The 20,316-nt window shown below is 46.9% G+C and carries 16 protein-coding genes and 1 tRNA gene; 9 read left to right on the forward strand and 8 right to left on the reverse strand.

What is annotated here, in order from left to right:
• Positions 1–77: 77 nt before the first annotated feature.
• Positions 78–1,577, reverse strand: a complete 1,500-nt coding sequence (locus ASC40_RS08645) for a tetratricopeptide repeat protein (RefSeq protein ID WP_055439407.1) — start codon at positions 1,575–1,577, stop codon at positions 78–80.
• Between the two features lie 106 nt (positions 1,578–1,683).
• Here ASC40_RS08645 and ASC40_RS08650 point away from each other — a divergent pair, with 106 nt between their 5' ends.
• Complete coding sequence (locus ASC40_RS08650) at positions 1,684–3,159, forward strand: serine hydrolase (RefSeq protein WP_055439408.1); 1,476 nt, start codon at positions 1,684–1,686, stop codon at positions 3,157–3,159.
• 79 nt (positions 3,160–3,238) lie between these two features.
• Positions 3,239–3,315, forward strand: a tRNA-Arg gene (locus ASC40_RS08655).
• A gap of 130 nt (positions 3,316–3,445) precedes the next feature.
• Here ASC40_RS08655 and ASC40_RS08660 read toward each other — a convergent pair.
• Both ASC40_RS08660 and ASC40_RS08665 read right to left on the reverse strand, forming a co-directional pair.
• The gene (locus ASC40_RS08660; protein ID WP_055439409.1) at positions 3,446–4,126 is read right to left on the reverse strand and encodes a response regulator; all 681 of its coding nucleotides are present in this window, start codon (positions 4,124–4,126) and stop codon (positions 3,446–3,448) included.
• Positions 4,123–5,343, reverse strand: coding sequence for a sensor histidine kinase (locus tag ASC40_RS08665; RefSeq protein WP_082432523.1), 1,221 nt, complete (start codon positions 5,341–5,343; stop codon positions 4,123–4,125). Before ASC40_RS08665 ends, ASC40_RS08660 begins: the two co-directional genes overlap by 4 nt.
• Before the next feature lie 72 nt (positions 5,344–5,415).
• Between ASC40_RS08665 and ASC40_RS08670 the strand changes: the two genes are divergently transcribed.
• The 3 genes from ASC40_RS08670 to ASC40_RS08680 all read left to right on the forward strand — a co-directional run bounded on the left by ASC40_RS08670 (position 5,416) and on the right by ASC40_RS08680 (position 8,098).
• Positions 5,416–6,150 carry a hypothetical protein gene (locus tag ASC40_RS08670; protein ID WP_055439411.1) on the forward strand — a complete coding sequence of 245 codons (735 nt, stop codon included), beginning with the start codon at positions 5,416–5,418 and terminating at the stop codon, positions 6,148–6,150.
• Positions 6,151–6,171: 21 nt separating this feature from the next.
• Positions 6,172–7,089, forward strand: coding sequence for a tetratricopeptide repeat protein (locus ASC40_RS08675; RefSeq protein ID WP_055439412.1), 918 nt, complete (start codon positions 6,172–6,174; stop codon positions 7,087–7,089).
• A 271-nt stretch (positions 7,090–7,360) separates the two neighbouring features.
• Complete coding sequence (locus ASC40_RS08680; protein WP_055439509.1) at positions 7,361–8,098, forward strand: endonuclease/exonuclease/phosphatase family protein; 738 nt, start codon at positions 7,361–7,363, stop codon at positions 8,096–8,098.
• 2 nt (positions 8,099–8,100) lie between these two features.
• Here ASC40_RS08680 and ASC40_RS08685 read toward each other — a convergent pair whose 3' ends face one another.
• Positions 8,101–9,150 (reverse strand): isopenicillin N synthase family dioxygenase, encoded by a 1,050-nt coding sequence (locus ASC40_RS08685; RefSeq protein WP_055439413.1) that lies wholly within the window; start codon positions 9,148–9,150, stop codon positions 8,101–8,103.
• Between the two features lie 107 nt (positions 9,151–9,257).
• Positions 9,258–10,193 (reverse strand): sodium-dependent bicarbonate transport family permease, encoded by a 936-nt coding sequence (locus tag ASC40_RS08690; protein ID WP_055439414.1) that lies wholly within the window; start codon positions 10,191–10,193, stop codon positions 9,258–9,260.
• Positions 10,194–10,323: 130 nt separating this feature from the next.
• Between ASC40_RS08690 and ASC40_RS08695 the strand changes: the two genes are divergently transcribed.
• Entirely contained in the window at positions 10,324–11,199 is an 876-nt protein-coding gene (locus tag ASC40_RS08695) for a LysR family transcriptional regulator (protein WP_055439415.1), read from the forward strand.
• Positions 11,200–11,204: 5 nt separating this feature from the next.
• Here the strand turns inward: ASC40_RS08695 and ASC40_RS08700 are convergent, their stop codons facing one another.
• Positions 11,205–11,876, reverse strand: coding sequence for a hypothetical protein (locus ASC40_RS08700; RefSeq protein WP_055439416.1), 672 nt, complete (start codon positions 11,874–11,876; stop codon positions 11,205–11,207).
• A gap of 208 nt (positions 11,877–12,084) precedes the next feature.
• On the opposite strand from ASC40_RS08700, the gene ASC40_RS08705 reads away from it, so the two are divergent.
• Positions 12,085–14,514: a S9 family peptidase gene (locus ASC40_RS08705; protein WP_055439417.1), complete on the forward strand. Its 2,430-nt coding sequence runs from the start codon at positions 12,085–12,087 to the stop codon at positions 14,512–14,514.
• Positions 14,515–14,704: 190 nt separating this feature from the next.
• On the opposite strand, the gene proB is transcribed toward ASC40_RS08705, so the two are convergent.
• Both proB and ASC40_RS08715 read right to left on the reverse strand, forming a co-directional pair.
• Positions 14,705–15,814: a glutamate 5-kinase gene (proB, locus tag ASC40_RS08710; protein WP_055439418.1), complete on the reverse strand. Its 1,110-nt coding sequence runs from the start codon at positions 15,812–15,814 to the stop codon at positions 14,705–14,707.
• 106 nt (positions 15,815–15,920) lie between these two features.
• Positions 15,921–17,513, reverse strand: a complete 1,593-nt coding sequence (locus ASC40_RS08715; protein ID WP_055439419.1) for an ABC-F family ATPase — start codon at positions 17,511–17,513, stop codon at positions 15,921–15,923.
• 195 nt (positions 17,514–17,708) lie between these two features.
• On the opposite strand from ASC40_RS08715, the gene ASC40_RS08720 reads away from it, so the two are divergent.
• Both ASC40_RS08720 and ASC40_RS08725 read left to right on the forward strand, forming a co-directional pair.
• Positions 17,709–18,149, forward strand: a complete 441-nt coding sequence (locus tag ASC40_RS08720; RefSeq protein ID WP_055439420.1) for a DUF3015 family protein — start codon at positions 17,709–17,711, stop codon at positions 18,147–18,149.
• A 16-nt stretch (positions 18,150–18,165) separates the two neighbouring features.
• The gene (locus ASC40_RS08725; RefSeq protein ID WP_055439421.1) at positions 18,166–20,007 is read left to right on the forward strand and encodes an Lnb N-terminal periplasmic domain-containing protein; all 1,842 of its coding nucleotides are present in this window, start codon (positions 18,166–18,168) and stop codon (positions 20,005–20,007) included.
• Positions 20,008–20,316: the final 309 nt, after the last annotated feature.

A 20,316-nucleotide genomic window follows, 5' to 3' on the forward strand; every position in this document is an offset into this window, starting at 1 on the left:
TTTATTGGCTTGTGGGCCGCTGGGGTAATTGGTGTCACCCTGGTCGGCCTGCTTATTCGAAGCGTGTTGCTTTAGCGCTAATTACAAATTCGCTGCAACAAACGCGATGTCGTACTGGTTGAGTCTGGCTTGCCCCAGCCCCAACGACCGCTTTCTAAAGCTTCATAAACTAGCTTGTCGCCATTAAGGAGCAGATACCCTATTTCTTGCAGCTCGCGCTGACTACAATCGACTTTGTACGCGGTAACAAAATTCGTATATTCGCGCGGAAATATAATGTCATCGTAGTGCTGAGTTTGTATTGAACCGTATTTTGTTAGATTTAATACGTACTGAATACGCCGGCCACTTAGGTTCATCGGCCCATAATTTGCGGAGCTCGCTGTGTATAATTTGCCGCCTCGAGTATTCTGAGTGTAAGAATACCAATGAGTACTGCTCGGGGGTGTTGACATAAGCAAGGCTAACACCAACTCATTCTCAGCATCTTCCAACCCAGCGCTGATAGCACGCGCTGCCCAATCACGTGCCGCGCCATAGTTTACCGCGGTACCAATACCTTTTAGATAGTGATCAGACAACCGCCCCATACTTTTCGGGTCGTTTTTCTTGGCGGCACGCAGAACGTAAGGAAACGCCTTAGCATGGGTTGTGTCAACGTAGTAATCAAGCCACTCTATATAGGCTTTTAAACTAGCTAAGTCGTCGTTTGTTATGGCTTGTTGGAAATAGAGCTCGGCCATTTGCTGATTCTTAGCCGTGCCTTCGCCATAGGCATACGCCCTAGCTAGTGCTAGCTGGACGTCTTGGTCACGTTCTTCGGCAAAGGTTTTTAAGTCGTTAAGTTGCTCTGTGGTTAATGGCTTACCTTCAAAATACTCAAAAGCGGCTTGGGCAGAGTGGTCCTTAATACCCAGTTGATAGTAAATATCAGAAACCAACGCCTTCGCATTTCGTTTGTACCCTACCAGTGCCTTAATGGCCGAGTTAAACCACTTTGCGGACTCATCAATGTTGCCTGACCTGCCATACAGCAACCCCAACTGCACGTGAACCTTGAGATTAGGCTTACCATTGGAATACGCGACACGTTTCATGGTGTTAAAGCCGGTTTCACTGTTCTTTGCAGTACCTAGCCCGGCAAAATAAAGTTCGGCCAGAACCATATTTGCCTCAACCCACTGTTCGGTATCCTTCGTGCTATTCGCCGCGGCCAGTTGGGCATGGTGGAAAGCCTTAGCTTTGTTCGTAAACTCATTTGAAAGAAAGAGCTTCCTAGCCATTTCAGACGCACTCGTGTGGCCCTGCTCTGATGCCTGCTCCAGTTGCTTGATGAGCGCATTGATGCGCGTGTCATTTTTGTATTCAGCATTATAGTAATAGCGCGCCAAGGGCAAAAACGCTTCATACGCGCCTTGGCTAAAGGCCTGCTCAAACAGTTTAATTGCGGCCTCATGCTGATTATTGTGCTGTGCTTGTTGCGCGGCCCGCATAAGGTCTTTTGCTTCGTCGGCCCAAACCGTATTGGTTATGAGCATAAAAAGAACGACCGTAACGCTTAAGTAAAAACGCTTCATAGGTGTTGCCTCTTAGTGAGGTTATTTTGAAATGCTGACTTCTTATATAAACCAAATTTGGTTATGTTAGAAATTATCTTTTGTTTTTATACGAGCACTCAATAACATGAAGCCTATGCAGCGTTTTCTAATTACCCTAGTCAGCATGCTCTTCTCTGGCGCTGTACTGAGCGCGTCAGCATCCCCAGCCAATGCAGCCCGAGAAGCCGCGACCAAAAGCCTAGAAGCATTTAACGTGCCTGGTTTAGCCGTTGTCATTGTGCACAATGGCGAAGTGGTTTTAGCCGAAGGTTTTGGCGTGCGTGATATTGGCAGTAAGGCTCCAGTAACCGCCGACACATTGTTTGGTATTGCCTCGAACACCAAAGCCTTTACCACCGCTGCGTTAGCCAAGTTAGTTGCTATTAATAAGCTTAGCTGGGATGACCCTGTGGTGCGATATATTCCTGAGTTTCGCTTGAGCGACCCACAACGCTCAGCAGAGCTGACCATTCGTGACTTAGTTAGCCACCGCAGTGGGCTTGGCCTAGGCGCCGGTGATTTAATGATTTGGCCAAATACGGACAAAACCACTAGCGACATTATTGCCAGCTTGGCTCATGTGCCATTAAAAGACGGGCTACGTGAAAAGTTTAACTACAACAACCTCATGTTTGTGGTGGCCGGAGAGGTTATTGCACGGGTAAGCGGCATGCCCTATAGCAACTACATTGAAAAGCAGTTTTTGCAGCCGCTTGGCATGACAAATACGTACGTTGGCTATTCTAGTATTCCAGTTGAAAACACCAATCGCGCCGTCGGTACTATTGAATACCAAGGCGAGCTGAAGCGGTTTGGGTTGGACTATATTGAAGATTTCCGCGCCGCCGGCGCCATGGCTGCCAACGTGAATGACTTAGGCAAATGGCTTATCGCTAACTTAGAAAGTCCACCGGAGCAAAACTGGAACCTAACCACACCGCTGCGCGATGGCATGGGCTACGGCTTAGGCTGGTTTGTGAAGCAACAGCACGGCGTTAAGCATGTTTACCATAGCGGCGGTATTTTGGGCATGTTGTCGCTCACCACATTAATTCCTGAAAAAAACTTCGGCATGGTGGTGCTTAGTAACCAGCAGGCGTTTGGCGCATTAACGGCGGTTACGCAAGAAGCCCTAGAACAAGTTTTAGACGTACCTGACCGCGACTGGGTAGCCGACGAACAGAAAAAATATCAGGCGTCAATGCGCGAAAAGCTGCTGTTTAGCATTGAACAACCCGACAACATTCGTCCTAGTTTACCGTTACGCGCGTACGTGGGCACTTATCGTGACCCGTGGTATGGCGATGTGACGGTGCGCGCTCGCGATGGCAAACTGCTGATTGACTTCGCGCATACAGAACTATTAACCGGCGAGCTTGAGCATTACAACGGCGATACCTTCGTTATTCGCTGGGCCGAACCTTTGCTAGAAGCAGATGCCTTTATTGATTTTTCGGCTGACCGCGATAATCGAGTCAATAGTGCCACTATAGAGGCCGCAGCACCTTTCACCGACTTTAGCTTTGACTTTCATAACCTCAAGCTTGTGAAACAAGACTAACATAAGGCCTGTGGCGGTAGACATAACTGCCACTGGCCACTATAATGCCGGCTCTTCTGGATTCACCACGAATTATTACGCACCCGTAGCTCAGCTGGATAGAGCGCTGCCCTCCGGAGGCAGAGGTCACAGGTTCGACTCCTGTCGGGTGCGCCATCAAAGAATTTCAGAGCCGTCTGTCCGATAATACCGTTAATTAGCCGCCACCACTGAGGCACTTAAGATTAGAACTTGTTATTTTAAGGAGCTAGTTAGCGACAGAGAGCAGCTATAGGTTCCCTTAGCGTTAACAAAACCCGATAAGTCCCAACTCAATAGCCCTTAAAACTGCTCGCGTCCGGTCTCTCACACCAAGCTTCGCCATAATGGCGCTTACTTGATTTTTAACGGTGCCTTCCGACTTAAAAAGAGCGTCGGCAATTTCTTTATTGGAACAACCGGCGGCAATAAGGCGTAATATTTCTAGCTCTTTAGCGGAAAGCGCCTCGGGCGCGGCAAAGGCCTCAAATTCGGAATGTAAGCCTTGTAATCCGTTTAAAAGCGAGGTGGTAATGGTAGGTTGAATCATTGACTCGCCAGCGACTATTCGCTCAATACCACTCACTAGCATTTCGAGTTCTACGTCTTTAAGTAGGTACCCTCGCGCCCCTGCTTTCAACGCTTCAAGAAGCATATTATGGTCGTCAAAGGTGGTCAGAATCAAAACCGGAATTTTTATATTTTCTGCACGCATGGCTTGTAGAAGCTGAATACCATTCATTTTTGGCATTCTTAAGTCGAGCAGGATTATGTCAATGTCGCTGCCATGGGCTTTGATCCACGCAAGTGCCTCTTCGCCATCTGCTGCTTCATGTGCTACTTCAATATGGGCTGAAAGCGACAATAAGCTCGCTAAGCCTTGTCGAATTAATTTTTGGTCATCGACTAACATAACTCGGTGCTTTTCGGGTGAGTGCAAAGTGCTCATAAACCCACCGGTATTCTAAGACACACCAAAACGCCGCGCGCTTGGCGCTCAGCAGTTACAGTGCCATTAAAGCTTTTTAGCCGCTCCTGCATGCCGTTCAAGCCATTGCCAAATTCGATCGGTTTGCTGCTTTGCCCGTTGTCTTTAACACGCACTACAAGTTCGCGTTCAGATTGCTGCACCTCAATTCCTACCTTGGTGGCTTTGCCATGCCGCACGCTATTGGTCACGCTTTCCTGCACACCGCGCAATATTGCTAGCGCTTGTTCTAAATTGAGTACCGCAACTTTGTTCGGGAAAGCCAATGAAACCTCAATGCCCGGTAATTTTTCGACCAAAGCCTCAAGTGCTTCGCGCAAATTCAGTTGTTCATGTTCACGCATTTCGCTTACGGCAACACGCACGTCTGCGAGCAGTAATTTCGAAATAGCACGAGAACGCTCTACGTCAACTTTCAGAGCGTCAGGTACCTTACGCGCCAGCACCTGGAGCTGCACCGTAAGCGCGGTAAGATGATGGCCTACAAGATCATGAATATCGCGGGCAATACGCAGCCGTTCTTCCTGCTGCGACGCCTCTTTCACAAGTGACTGCATAGCAATAAGTTCTCGATTCGCTTGCTCTGCGCGCTCTTTTTGAAATTCTGCATTACGCCTCGACTCCATCATAATGAGCGCGAATACATTAAACGTAGTGAACAGCACCCCAGTAATTACAATGCCGTCGGGCTGCCAACGCAGAAAGTGCGTACTCCACGCAACAAAGCTCCACAGTGGCGTGAGCCAAAGCGCCCAGCGAAAAGGCATAAAATAAGGGAGCTGCGCCGACCACACCACTAATAAAATGGCATTAAACATATTGGGTGTGGTGTACATTATTGAACAAATGACTACAAATTGACCACCAATTATTAGGTGTCGGGGCCATCTTGAGAGCGGTACTTCATCGTTTGTATTGATGAAAAATGTAACCGTAAAAGTTGCATAAAGTAACGCCAACAAAGTAAGCCTTGGTATGCTTGCGTTGGTGGTTGAGAGTAACAGCCATAAGTCGAAAGCGGCCACTACCAGCACGGTGCCAATACCGCTTAGTCGATCAGCATCTAGTTTTAAGTTTTTCAGTTCCATTGCCTGAGTATGCAAGCAATTGCGTAAATCACCAATAGGCCAAAAGTCATTTTTAAAGTTGTGACTTCTGTCACTAACATACATTTTCATAGCCACCTAAAATTTCCTCCATGGTTTAAGAGGCCTGCTCTTTACCCCTATGTTCTCGGAGGAATGGCAATTATGTTAACCATCTATCAACTTACCGTAGCAATTCACGTACTGGCTGGAGCGCTCGCGCTCTGCCTATTTTGGGTTCCTGTACTTTCTCGTAAAGGCGGTTTAAATCACAAAAAATTCGGCAAAATCTATGGCTCAAGTATGCACGTGGTTGCGTTGACTGGCATTTTTGCTTCCGTAATGGTGTTGTTATTCAATACTGCCGTTAAACCTGAACTTGCTGCGGTTCCTCACCTTACCGAGGTGCGCCTACAACAAACTTATATTTTTGCTTGGTTTCTTATTCATCTTGGCATGTTGATTCACTGCGCTATTTTTCACGGTAATCAAGTGCTGGAGCACAAACGCAACCGTAATGGCTTGAAAAAGCCTCTGCCTTTAGCCATCAACGGAGCGCTTGCAATCAATGGATTAGCACTTAGCGCTTTTGGACTCTTTAACAGTCTCGTTTTACTCATTGCATTCGGCGCACTTGGAGTGGTGATTGGTGTGTCTAACTTGGTTTATACCTACCGTAAAAGCGTGTCTCCAACGGCTTGGTTGCGTGAACACTTGGGAGCTTATCTCGGCTCTGGAATTGGTGCATACACCGCTTTCATTGTGTTTGGTGGAAATTCGTTACTACACGCTAGTGGCTGGGTACAAACTGCCCTTTGGTTCGCTCCTGGAGTTATTGGATCATTCTTTATCGCCAAACTCTCAAAGAAATATGACCCGCCACGCAAAGCTTTAAATTAAGGCCATAAATAAGGACCGATTATGAAACACATATTTATTCTCACAGTCGCTGCATGCACATTTGCCACTGTAAACACTTGGGCCCAACATAATTCCCAAGCTCTTGAGCCTCAGCTGCAGCAAATAGAAGCACATTTGCCAAATGAACTTGGCCCTGCGCAGCGCCTAATGGAAAGGCTTCTTGAGCAGTACCCTGAGGACCCTCAGGTGAATTATTACTGTGGCGTAATTTATGGCCTACGTGCGGGAGAAGGCATGTTGAGCGCTATGCGCAATGCATCAAGAAGCCGTAAGTGTACTGAAAAAGCCGTGGCCCTCGAGCCAACTAATATGAAGTACCAACTAGCCGCGCTGAACTACTACTTGAATGCACCTTCTATTGTAGGCGGTGGCGAGACCAAGGCTCGGGCCAAGGCCGCTGATATAGCAACGATCGACAACCTTCAAGGTACACTTGCGCAATTACGTGTAGTGAACGTTTTCGACGCTAACAATTATACCGCTGCATTAACCCAGGCCATGACAAAACACCCGAATGAACCCCGACTCAAACTTCGTTTGGGGCTACAAAAGCAAGCAGAGGGAGATTATGCAGGCGCTCACACCTTATTCAAACAAGCCGCTATGTTACAGGCAGACAGCGCGCTCTCGGAGCATCCAGAAATTCGTGCAGCACAACTAAACGCTCGCTATCAAGTGGCTAGAAATGCAGTGTTTAGCGGCATTGATGTGCAAGATGGAATTCAAAGTATGGAAGCATACATTCTTGCATTCGACAACGACTTAGAAATTCCAGAACTTGCTTGGGCACATGCTCGCATGGCTCAGCTCATGAAATTGGACAACAATGAAGCGGGTGTTGAAACACATCGCCAACTTGCACAGCAGCTTGGTCAGGAGAACGACAAAGCACTGTATGAATTGCTCGACCGCCTTTAAATGCACATTTAGAAGTGCCGCAGGGCCAAGGTAAGAGAGTACTTCAATTTGCGCTGTGATTCAGGGTCATTCAAAAATAGGTACTAGATGCTTGATTTGTATTGCATTGGTATTCGGTGGTGTAGTGTAACTACCCCGTAAATCAATGCAGCTCATGCTTAGACTTCTTTTAAAATAAAAGAAGTCTTACAATAAGCAAACGCATAACCTTATGGCGGCGCTTTTTCCGCTTAGCGTTATGTTGTCACTGGCCATTATTGTAGGTGGGGTTGTGCTAAAACCTAAAATCGTGATTCCTCCGCAATTTATACACAAGCAACCTATTCATCATGGCGAAGAATTCGGAGTGTTGTGTTGGAATACTCAAAAGCTTACCGAATCGCAAGATTTTCAGCGGGTTTTGGCTCGTATTTTAGCTAGCTACCCCTGTCTATTTTTATTGCTTCAAGAGGCTAAGCTAACCACCCCAAATAGCTGGTTTCTTCCACAATGGTCATATGCTATTGCGCCCAATATGCAAACACGTCGTTCTGTTTATGGCGTTCTCACTGCAAGCCAATATGCTTTTACAGAAGCTCACCCTAGACTAAGTAAAAAGCGCGAAGGCATGTTTGCCACGCACAAAAGTTACATGCTCTCGTATCACTCATTAGCAGAGGGCGGTTCGCTGTTAGTGGTGAATGTTCACGCGATGAACTTTGTGCGTGCAAATCAGTTCTCGCAAGAAATAGCGTTAATTAAAGAAGAAATATTCGGGCATAAAGGACCACTTATTGTAGCCGGCGATTTTAACGTTTGGAGCCGTCAACGTCGCTTGCGCTTGCTGCAATTTTGTCGCAGTTTGGGACTGCGGAAAGCCATCATGGTTGATCCACACCATATTAAGACCTACCGGCAACACCCTTTAGATTTTATTTTCTACCGCGATCTGTCACTTCAGGAAGCATTCGCTAACGATACAAGTAGAGTATCCGACCATAATCCCCTTTATGCGCGATTTAAGTTATAGCGCTACGCAAGACACTCATTGCAAATCTCATTTGTTGGCAAATGTGCGAAGCTTTTTGCCAACAAATGCCTTAATTGGTCGTCACAATAGTGCTTTCGTGTAACCTGTGGGTGCGAGCGTAAACGCCCTTTTAATACGTTATTTCCCACATCTGTTAAAAGTGGATTATTAGGATCAGTGCTTGGCCCTAGCGCTCTCGCCTTTAGATGACTTGGAAGTGGCAGCACGGGTACTGTCGCCGATAGTTGCGCGGCCATAAAAAAGGCGATTGAGTAGCGTTCAATGCCACCTGTTGGGCTTTCAACTTTATGATTCGTTGCTTTCAAGAAGCCATTTGAGGCTAGCTCTAGAAGCTCACCAATGTTGACCACCAGCGCGCCAGGTATTGGAGCGACGTTAACCCACTCGTTACCTCGCTCAACTTTCAGGCCACTTTGAGCGTCTTGCAGCACTAAGGTGAGGTAACCCGGATCTTTATGAGCACCAACGCCTTGTTGCTGTGCTTGCTGGGCGGGATAGCGAATTAGTTTCGCATGGGTATAAGGTTGTGAGCCTAAGGTATGATCAAGTGCATTGCTAGTAACGCCTAAAGCTAGGCACAGTTTCTGCAATAGATTAACCGTTATATGACTCATGGTCTGTTGCAACTGGGTAAGAGCTGGTTTGAGACTTGGCATAGCACTGGGCCATAAGTTGGGGCCAATTAATTTTTGCCAAGGGCTACGCAGTTGGTCGGGGGCCAGTGCCAACTCTTCATTCATCCAATCGAACTGCTCACGCGCATCTAACCGGCCAGCAGTCATTTCAGAACCTAGCGCGTTGTATCCACGAAAGTGTGGCGAGTGAATCATATCAATCGTCTGTTTCACGGCGGTTGGCAGTTGAAAGAAGGTGCGTGTTAACGCCAAGTAACGCTGCTGCGCAGCTTCACTTAAGCCATGATCGGTTAAGTAGAAGAAGCCTACCTCGCTTGCTGCTTCGCGCAACGCGGCTAGCCCGGCAGCCGATTCCAGCGAGGTCATAGAAATAATGGGTAATGTTGCAGCGTTCATAGGCGCCTCCGTTAAGCGATATCCCGCTCAATATAAGGCGCTTTGTTTAGTTTATGAACGAACGAATCCGTCTATGTTATATTTTTTCGCTATTATTACCGTGACATTTAACGGCTCAACCACGAGGTCATTGCCGGCACATAAACCAATACGTTTAGTGGGAAGGTAACTCCTAGCGCCGCCAACATAGCTTTGCTTATATCCGCGTCTGGAATTGCTGCCCTAATTGCAGCAGGCGCCGCAATGTAAGAAGCACTCGCTGTCAGCGCGCCCAGAATTAGCGTACTTCCCGCTTGCAGATCTAGCCAGCTTGCTAACCAAATACCAGGCCACATAAGTATAGCCGGTGCCACTGCAGCAAACAGCACAAGGCGCCAGTGTGCTAATGGCAGCGGGCGAAAGATACGAGCTGTGGTTAATCCCATCTCTAATAAAAATAGTGCCAATAGCACTTTAAAACCATCGATAACCAGCCCAGAGATAGAGCTAAGTCCTTTAGGGCCGTACAGCCAAGCAATAATTACACCGCCAATAAGTAAGATTACGCCTCGGCTAGTAAACGCTTCGTGCCAAATGGCTGCCATATTAGCTTTTTGACCCTTTTGCCCCAGCTGCCAATGGTAAAGTGCCAGCATAAGTATAATTGCCGGTAGCTCTAAAATAACAAGGTAAAGCGTGGTATCTGCTGAGATGGGTAAGCCTGCACTGGTTGCTAAGGCCCAAGCTACGGCAAAAGTACCAGCGCTGACCGAGCCATAATGCGCAGCAATACTAATTGCATCAACACGCGGTAGTTTGACTATTTTATAAAGTACAGGAAGTACAATTAGCGGAATAATTAACCCCAGTGCCATAATAGCAAGCAAGTGTGACCAAACCACGCTTTGATAATCGCTGTGTAAAGCCAATCCACCTTTGATGCCGATGCTTAGCATGAGCAATATAGACAAGATTTCATATATCTGACCGGGTACTTTCAAATCAGATTTAACGACGCCTGCGATTAAACCCAGCATAAAGAACGCTATCACGATATCTGGCATGGTTACCTCCTTTTCCAAATTGCGCGGTAGTATGCGCAAATTTATCTATATTTAAAAATAAATATATTTGAAATATGGTATAGAGATTAATCTATGCTATTTCACTGAGATTCACTGAGAAAAGGTCGTTATGGATATTCGCCACCTAAACTTTCGCTTGCTTGATGTATTTATTCAAGTTGTTGAGAGCCGAAGTATTTCAGCTGCAGCGCGACGTATGTTCCTTACGCAACCCACCGTGTCGGCGCAAGTTAAGCGGTTAGAAGAGCTGTTCGGCAGTCGCTTGTTGTACCAAGAAGGTCGGCATATGCTGCCCACTACTGCTGGTGAACAAGTTTACCAAGCTGCTGGCGATGTTCTGCGTCGCGTTCAAAGTTGTGCCGATACCCTAGCCGCAATAGAGAGTGGCACCCATGGCGAACTGCATATTGCGCTAGTCAATACGGCTCAATACATAGTGCCGCAATTGGTTGCGCAGTTTAACCGTGCCTACCCGGACATACGCGTTACATTACATATTGGCAACCGTGCCAACACATTACAGCGCTACTTCCAAGGTCAAGACGACGTGTATTTATTTAGTCATCCGCCTACGGACGAAAATGCCGATGCTCAAGCTTTTATTGAAAACCCATTAGTACTTATTGCGCCCAGTGATCATTGGGCAGTAAACCAAACTGAGCTTACGTTTGCGCAGTTACAACACGAGCCATTTCTCATGCGTGAAAACGGTTCTGCAACGCGCATGGTTTTTGATTCTTGGCTGGCTAGCCAAGGTATTCATTTGCGGTATCGCAGCGAAATAGAAAGTAATGAGGCCATATTATTGAGCGTTGCCGCAGGTAGCGGGCTTGCAGTGCTGTCAAAACACATTGTTGCGCATGCAAATGACCCTGTCGCGACGCTCAATGTTGCTGGTTTCCCATTGCCGGGACAATGGTACATAGTGAGTCGCCGCGATAATCAAAATCAGGCAATCATAGAGCGCTTCCGACAGCTGGTATGAGGCGCTTATCGCCCCATACCAGGTATTTGCATCGGTTTTGCTGGTAATTCAAAGCGACTGGCCGCCGGCGCTTCATCGGTAATATGGGTCAGCTGAAAATCATCTCCCTGCTTCAGTACACCATAGCCTTTGCCAAGAATATGTTGCTCCATTTCAGTGAAACTCTTATCAACGTTAGTGTTGCTGGCTTGAATAAGTAACTTTGTCATTGCCAGCATGGTTTGAGTCATGGCAAAAACTGTCTCGTTTTTAGTTAAAACCAAGGTACTGTTTTGAGTTCTTCCACGACTATCTACATAACGCATCGTAAACACTTCTCCGACAATACCTGCTACTGTTTCTTGGTTACCCGTGTTAGAGATATCGAGTATTTCGCGAACCTCATCCCCCCACACGCTGGGTTCTTCCATATTGCCGCCTACCATAGCCGCCATTGCTGACAAATCAAACACCATAGTTTGACCAGCTTCTTGCATGACTGTGTACAATTTTTCGTCACGCATAACCATGTATCCTTGACCGCTGTTATCATTAATGCGTAACAGCTCTTTACCTAAAAATTCCAACTGCACCCGTTCGCCTTCGTCCATCATTGTTACCTTCCCGCCGGTAGCAGCTAATGCATTGAATGACATAAGCAAAACCAGCAGCAACAAGAGTGAGTTTACATATCGCATAACAAATTTCCTTTGTTTATTGTTAACATTTTTTACACAACCATTGTAGATATAAAACTTTTATTATGCCAATCAGTACTTAGAAGGCGGGCATAGGCGTTGAATGCCTCACTTCCTGCGACCTAACAGCTTAGTATAAAGGTCGCTTGCAATGAATTTATGTTAGCTTAAAGCTATCTCTGTTCATTCAAGTAAAAAGGCTCTTAATATGAAGCAATCGAAGCGATTACGTTCATTTGCAGTAATTTTCGGGTTAAGTTCTTTACTTGCCGGTACCAGTTCAGTTGCCGCTAACCCGGTAAAAATAGACTACCAGCAACCCGCCCAAGAAATTATTGATATCGTTGATGCGGCACCTTCGCCTGGCGCCAACTTAAGCCCTGATGGCAAGCTATTACTGGTGCTAGGGTATCCTTCCTTACCTGATATTCATGACGTCGCAGCTGACGAAATTAAGCTTGCTGGCCGGCGGATAAACCCGCTCAACTATACAGTGAGCCAGGCTCGCTACATTAATTCACTAAAATTGGTGACTGTTGAAACTGGCGAGCAGCGCTCTATCGCGGGGTTGCCTGATAATTTAAAAATTATTGGCGCGCATTGGTCACCGAATGGACGTTATATTGCATTTGCCAACATGCGCGATGACCACGTTCAGCTTTGGCTTGTCGACGCCGAAAAATCAAGCGCAAAACTATGGACGAAGAAACCGTTAAATGCGGTATGGGGGCCGCAGCTAGAGTGGCGACATGACAGCAAAGGTTTGTATACTTACTTTAAAGCTGACGAACTGCAGCAACCGGCATTAAAAACCGTGCCGACGGGCCCGGTCATAACCGAAAGCATGGGGCGCTCGGCGCCGGGGCGCACTTACCAAGATTTATTACAAAACAAGCAAGACGAATTATTATTTGAATACTATTTCACTAGCCAAATTAGTTTTGTCGATCTCAAAGGGAAAACCACAGATATTGGCAGCCCGGCTATTTATCGCAGTGTGTTATCATCGCCTAACGACAACTATCTATTAGTTGGTCAGATCAAACGTCCCTATTCTTATGCCGTTCCATGGTATCGCTTCCCGTTGACTACCGAGGTCTGGACACCGCAAGGGAAACTAGTGCATAAGGTTGCCGAGCAACCATTGGCCGACAACCTACCTGTTGCCTTTGATGCCGTTGCGCAAGGCCGTCGTTCCATTAGCTGGCGTAACGATGCCGACGCAACCTTAGTCTGGGCAGAAGCAGCTGACCAAGGTGACCCTGCAGTGAAAGCTGACGTGCGTGATCGTGTATTTCAGCAAGCTGCGCCGTTCAATAAAGCTCCGCAGAAGCTACTTGACTTAAGCAAGCGCTATTCACGTGCGTTGGCTGCTGACGCCGAAAATATCTTGGTCTGGGAGCGCTGGTGGGCCGATCGCAACGAAAAATTATGGCTTATCGATAGTACAGGGAAACGCTCACCAGAGTTGGTTTGGGAACGCTCGTGGGAAGATCGCTACAACGACCCGGGTCAGCCATTCACAATTCAGAAAGACGGCCGCACCCTGCTTTATTTAGCCAACAATAATATCTTACTTTCTGGCACCGGCGCATCAGCCGAGGGCGACCGTCCGTTTGTTGACCGTTACGCGTTAAACACCGGAGAAGTTGAACGTTTATGGCGCAGTCAGGCTCCCTATTTTGAGCAAGCCAGAGAGTTAATCGACCCACAAGCATTAACATTCTTAATGCAGCGCGAAAGTGTTGACGACCCAGCCGATTTCTTCGTGCGCGACCTTGATGATGATTCATTGCGGGCGTTGACCAATACCCCACACCCAATGCCTCACACCAAGGGTATTACGCGTGAGTTAATCACTTATACTCGTGAAGATGGGTTGGCTATGTCGGCTGAACTATACCTGCCAGCAGGATATGATAAAGACCGTGACGGTCCGTTACCAACTATGGTTTGGGCATATCCACGTGAATATAAAAGTTCAGCCGCGGCAGCTCAAATTTCAGGATCCCCCTACGAATTCGTCAGAATTAGTTATTGGGGTCCACAATATTTGGCGACGCAAGGCTATGCTGTGCTAGATAGTGCAACCATGCCGATTGTTGGTGAAGGTGACGCACGCCCCAACGATACGTTTATTGAACAGCTAGTGATGAACGGCAAAGCAGCGATTGCAGCAGGTGTCGAACGCGGCATCACTGACCCAAACCGAGTTGCGTTAGGGGGGCATTCCTATGGCGCATTTATGACCGCAAATATGCTTGCCCATAGCGACTTGTTTACCACCGGCATTGCTCGCAGTGGCGCTTATAATCGCAGCCTAACACCCTTTGGTTTTCAACGCGAAGAGCGCACAGTATGGGACGACACCGATTTATATATTCGGATGTCACCGTTCTTTCATGCGCACAAAATAAACGAACCCATGCTGATGATTCATGGCGCAAACGACAATAACTCGGGTACCTTTCCGATGCAGTCAGAACGACTGTACCAAGCCATGAAAGGCTTGGGCGGCAGCGCTCGCTTAGTGATGCTGCCCCATGAGTCGCATGGCTATCGTGCCCGTGAATCTATTCTACATATGTTGTGGGAGCAAACGCGCTGGCTTGATACCTACTTAAAAGAACAAGAGTAAGGCAAGTGGTTTGAAAAATTTCGAATATTCTCTTTCACCTGCGCTCGAGTAAACACATCACTTCCCGTGTTACAAACCTTGAAGTCGATACGCTGGTAGGTCATATCTTTGTTATAGTTGCAGGGCTTCTTATTGCGATGCTTGAGGATGTCCTGTAGCACCAACGCCTTGTTGTTCTTGCTGCGCTGCTTTACTCAGTAATGAGCACGAGGTCGTTTCTATGCACTACTTCTTCTTGCGGACAGTAGCCGAGAATAGTGATGATATTTTGGCTGTGTTGGCCTTTTATTCGTGTTAGCTCCGATGCCGGGTACTGGCAAATACCTTTAGCAAAAGAATTGCCTTGCTCATCACACAAATATACTGCGTCACCTTTATCAAACGAGCCGCTTACGCTTAATATGCCTTTAGCCAATAACGACGCACCGTTCTCTTGCAACGCTCGCACAGCACCAGAGTCGAGCTGAATTTCACCTTGGCTTTTCAAGCTGTGTAGCAGCCAATGTTTCTTCGCACTCAAACGGTCTTGCTGCCGTTGAAATAGCGTACCAACCGACTCACCAGCCAGTAATGCTTCAAAAGCTGAAGCACTTTGGCCATTAACAATCACGGTGTCAATGCCCTGCTGACTAGCTTTTTGGGCCGCTTGTAGTTTCGTGACCATACCACCAGTACCCACGGCATGATGGCTGCCCCCGGCCATAGCAAAAATAGCGGGGGAAATAGTTTCTACTAGCGAGATTAAATGGGCATCTTTGTGCTGGCGTGGATTCGCAGAATAGAGTCCGTTCACATCTGAGCAAATAATTAGTACGTCGGCGTCTATGGCCGCAGCCACTAACGCAGCCAGATTGTCATTATCACCCACTTTAAGCTCTGCGGTAGCGACACTGTCGTTTTCATTAATAATGGGCAGAACGTGATTATCGAGCAGGGTACGGAGGGCGTTTTGTATGTTGATATAACGTCGGCGGTTATTAAAATCGTCATGCGTTAGCAGCAACTGACCACAGTAGCAGTCGAGTAAGTTCTGCCACAAATTCATCATTTGATACTGGCCGACGGATGCCATGGCCTGCTTAACAGAAATAGGAGTGGGTTGGTGTGCAAACGCTATTGCATGCCGACCAGCGGCAACGCTGCCCGAAGAAACAAGGATGACCTCTATTTTGCGCTGGCGACACTCACTTATAAATCGCGCCAGCGCCAATAAATAGCGCTTTGAGCAACCTTTCCCATCAGGAGCAATTAATGCGCTACCTACTTTCAATACAATTCGTTGCCAACTTTTACCAAGCATGCGCGCTCACCCACTTTTGTCCATAGTTAATGGGCCAAGAAAGGTGCAACTATACTACGGCTTTTTGCAAGCGAACATCCGAGCAGTTGCGAATTGCTATCGATGTTTAGCTTTGTAACTGCTGTTTCAAATAATCGTCATAACTACCGACAAAGTTACGCATGTCATTGTCGGTAAGCTCAATAATGCGGGTGGCCAACGACGATACAAACTCGCGGTCATGGCTAACAAACAACAGCGTACCGTCGTAGTGTTCAAGCGCAAGGTTCAGTGCTTCTATAGATTCCATGTCCAAGTGGTTGGTTGGCTCGTCCATAATTAAAATATTTGGCCGCTGCATGATCAACTTGCCGAAAATCATGCGGCCTTTTTCGCCACCTGACAAAATAGTCACCGGCTTTTTAATATCGTCTTGCGAAAACAGCATACGCCCAAGTATGCCGCGCACCGCTTGCTCGTCATGGTGTGGCTGCTTCCACTGGCTCATCCAGTCAAATACGGTGAGCTTTTCTTTGAACCAGTCAGCATGGTCTTGTGCGTAATAACCAATGTTGACGTTTTCTGACCACTTGATCAGGCCGCTGTCAGCTGTATGCTGGCCCACTAAGCATTTAAGCAAGGTTGTTTTGCCGATACCGTTGGCACCCAAAATCGCTACTTTTTCGCCAACTTCAATCATGGCGCTGACGTTTTTTAGTACGTGCAAATCGTCAAACGACTTATTCACGCCCTCCATTTCAAGCGCTAAGCGGTACAACTTTTTCTCTTGCTCAAAACGAATAAATGGGCTGACTCGGCTGGAAGCTTTTACTTCGGCCAATTGAATTTTTTCAATTTGTTTAGCACGCGAGGTTGCTTGTTTGGCTTTTGAGGCATTGGCTGAGAAGCGGCTTACAAACTGCTGAAGCTCAGCTATTTTCTCTTTCTTCTTGGCATTGTCATTGAGCAGCTGCTCGCGTGCTTGCGTGGCGGCAAACATATACTGGTCATAGTTACCTGGGTACACGCGCAATTCGCCGTAATCAATATCGGCCATGTGGGTACAAACACTATTCAAAAAATGGCGATCGTGCGAAATGATAATCATGGTTGCCTGGCGCTCATTTAACACGTTTTCTAGCCAGCGAATGGTGTTAATGTCCAAGTTGTTGGTTGGTTCGTCGAGCAGCATAATGTCGGGGTCGGAAAACAAGACCTGCGCCAACAGCACGCGTAACTTTAAGCCCGGGGCTATTTCACTCATCAAGCCAAAATGCGCTTCTAACGGAATACCAACGCCCAATAGCAATTCGCCTGCACGCGACTCAGCGGTATACCCATCCATTTCAGCGAACGCAACTTCTAGGTCCGCCACACGCATACCGTCTTCTTCGCTCATCTCGGCCATGCTGTAAATTCGATCGCGCTCGGCTTTCACTTGCCACAGTTCTTCATGCCCCATAATGACCGTGTCCACCACGCTAAATTGCTCATAAGCGAACTGGTCTTGGCGTAGCTTACCCACGCGCATATTAGGTTCAATGGAAACATTGCCTGCAGACGGCTCTTGCTCACCGCTAAGAATGCGCATAAAGGTTGATTTACCACACCCGTTGGCGCCAATTAGACCGTAGCGATTACCTTCGCCAAATTTTACAGAAATGTTTTCGAAAAGAGGTTTTGCACCAAATTGCATGGTGATATTTGCAGCAGAAATCACGTATGTACACCCGAACAAAAAATAGGCGCGTAATCTACGCTGTTTGGCGACAAATTACAAAGCCTATTACAGTTCAAATTTTTAATTTATTTTCATCAGGTTAACATGTTATCCTGATGTTACTCGATGCTTTTGCCGGAAGCGAAGCCGAGTTTTACCGTTTTATCAAAGACTAATAATTAGGGAACTTAATTCATGAAAAAATTATCACTAGCGCTAGCTTCTGCTGCAGTTCTTCTTTCTGTTTCTCCACAAGCTGAAGCCGAAGTTAATCCATGGCAACAATGCGGTATTGGCGCCATGATTTTCCCCGATAACGGCGCTGCTGCCGCAATCTCGAACATTATTTGGGATTTGGGTACAACTGCTGTCACTTCAGCAACGGTTTCCGAAGAGACTTGTAAAGGTGCTAGTGTAGCTACCGCCATGTACATCAATGAAAACTACGAGCAAATCGAAACTGATTTGGCAATTGGTGAAGGCGAGCATTTGAATGCCATGTTGGACATGCTTGCTCCTGCTGATCGCGCTAAGGCGGTTGCCGAATTGCGTCGTTCTTTGCAAATTGAAGCTGACCTGCCTGTAGTCAAGAAAGCTGAGGCTTTATACCTACGCGCTATCGCTTTCGCTAGCTAAGCTGCTAGGACAGTTCATGTTAAAAGCTATTAGACCCGCTCTGTTTGCGGGTCTTTTTATCTGTCTTCAAGGCTTTTCTTTTGGGGCCAAAGCGACTGCTGAAGTTACGACGCCACACCGCGAGTTTGCGCAACAACGGCTGTGGCTGAAGCTACTACAATATAATAGTGACGGTGTTAGCGAAATTAAGAATGACGGTTTCTTTTTCGCGAGTACTGGCCGCACAGATGCTCTTGCTGAATTGAATGCAACACTAACTGCGTTTACTCAACAACCGCAAAATATCTGTTTATTCCCCGCTCGCCACCAAGCACTTGTAGAGGCGAAGTTAGTCGAACCATTTAATTATCAGCACTGTAACGAGTTTCAAGAGTGGTTAGGCACTGACTCAGTGCAGTCAATTACGCTCGTTTTCGCTGATGGCTATTTAAAGAATCCAGCGTCTTTTCACGGTCACCTGTTTTTACGAATTGATTCAAATAATTCAGGTAACGGCAACTTGCTCGATACAAGTCTTAATTTCGGCGCTGTTGTTCCCGATGACGACGACCCAGTAACTTATATCGCCAAAGGTTTGTTTGGTGGTTATCAAGCTCGATATTCGGCTCAGCCCTTCTATCGTCATAACCTTTCATATGGCGAGGTTGAATTACGAAATTTGTGGGACTACCAGTTAGCTTTAACCGCCCAGCAAGCACAGTTGCTTGCAGCCCACTTATGGGAGCTCTCACGTACCGACTATCAGTATTTTTTTACGAGCAAAAATTGTGCATATTATGTCGCCCGCGCGATTGAGGTGGTCAGTAACAACAATCTAGTCGATCATAATGAATGGACAGTATTACCAACGGACATTGTGAAGCGAGTGCATCAACCTGACCAACAATTGGTGCATAAAATTTCTGTCAAACAAAGTGCTCAATCTAGTTTTCAGGCGCAATTTCATCAACTTAGTCAGCTTGAACAAACGGCTGTTAGAGCTTTGGTTAGCTCACCTAAGCAAACACCCTCAAGTTATGAGGCTTTAACGCAAGCGCAGCAAAAACGTGTTCTGATCACGTTAAGCTCTTATTATACGTTTTTAGAGCGACAGCAACCCGATGACCCAACCCCGAAGCAAAACAAAGCGAGAGTGCTTCGGGCGCTACTTGCTTTTGAACCTGGTAATACGTTAAGTGTAAGCGTAAATAGTGAGCCGCCTCATCTTAGTCAGCCGGCAAATTTAATACGCTTAAGTTATCGTCATTACCAACAGCAAGGTAACGCCTACGCACTTACTTTGCGCCCGAGCTTCTACGACCGCTTGCAACCTTCAGCGGGCAAGCTGCCCAACTCTGCACTTTCAATGGGTGAGGTTGAGATAGTTGCTATAGACCATAAGCTTGAGGTCGAAAAGATTTGGCTACTGAATATAGAAGCGTTAAACGTAAGTAGTACGGGGCTTGCTCATGATGGCGGTATGTCGTGGATGATTCGAACCGGAGCAGAGCGACGCCGTTTGCGCGCATCACAACCTAAGCTCTCAAGCTTTGTTGAGGCCGGTATTGGAAAGGCATATAAACAGGGTCACTTTACGCCGTACGCCATGTTCCAGGGCCGAATTCACACTCAAGAAATCAACACCGACCGGCACAATGTTACGCTGAATATACGCGCAGGTGTCGAGTTCGACTTTGGCCAACAGAAAGGCTATTGCGAAGTACAACAGCCTGTTAGCGTCACCAGCTCGTTCAATAAACAATCTTTGCTAACAACCTGTGCAGCGTCATTATTTCACACGAACCATAGTGACCTTCATGTAATGCTTTCCAAACAAAATGAGCATGTTGCCCAGCTTGGCTGGTCTTGGTATTTCTAATCAAGGCCGCAGGCTTACCGAGCATATTTGCCAACTTCAGTTCAAATGATTCAATCAGCTCACCGCGCCCATACACATCCGGCTCTATAAATTGTTCGGCGCGATCAGCAATAACTCGTAGTGTTTCAGCCATGCTTCTGCTTGGGTGGCGCAAAATCGAGTACTGTGCGACTCGAGCTGCCGCAGCATACGCCTTACGTATATTTTCCATGATCACGCTCATATGTATCGAAAAAAACTATTAACACAGTCGTTTAATTAGCTTTTACTAAATTAACAATAGGGTCTAAGGTTAATACATCAAATCAG

Source organism: Pseudidiomarina woesei, assembly GCF_001418345.1.
Lineage (GTDB): Bacteria > Pseudomonadota > Gammaproteobacteria > Enterobacterales > Alteromonadaceae > Pseudidiomarina > Pseudidiomarina woesei.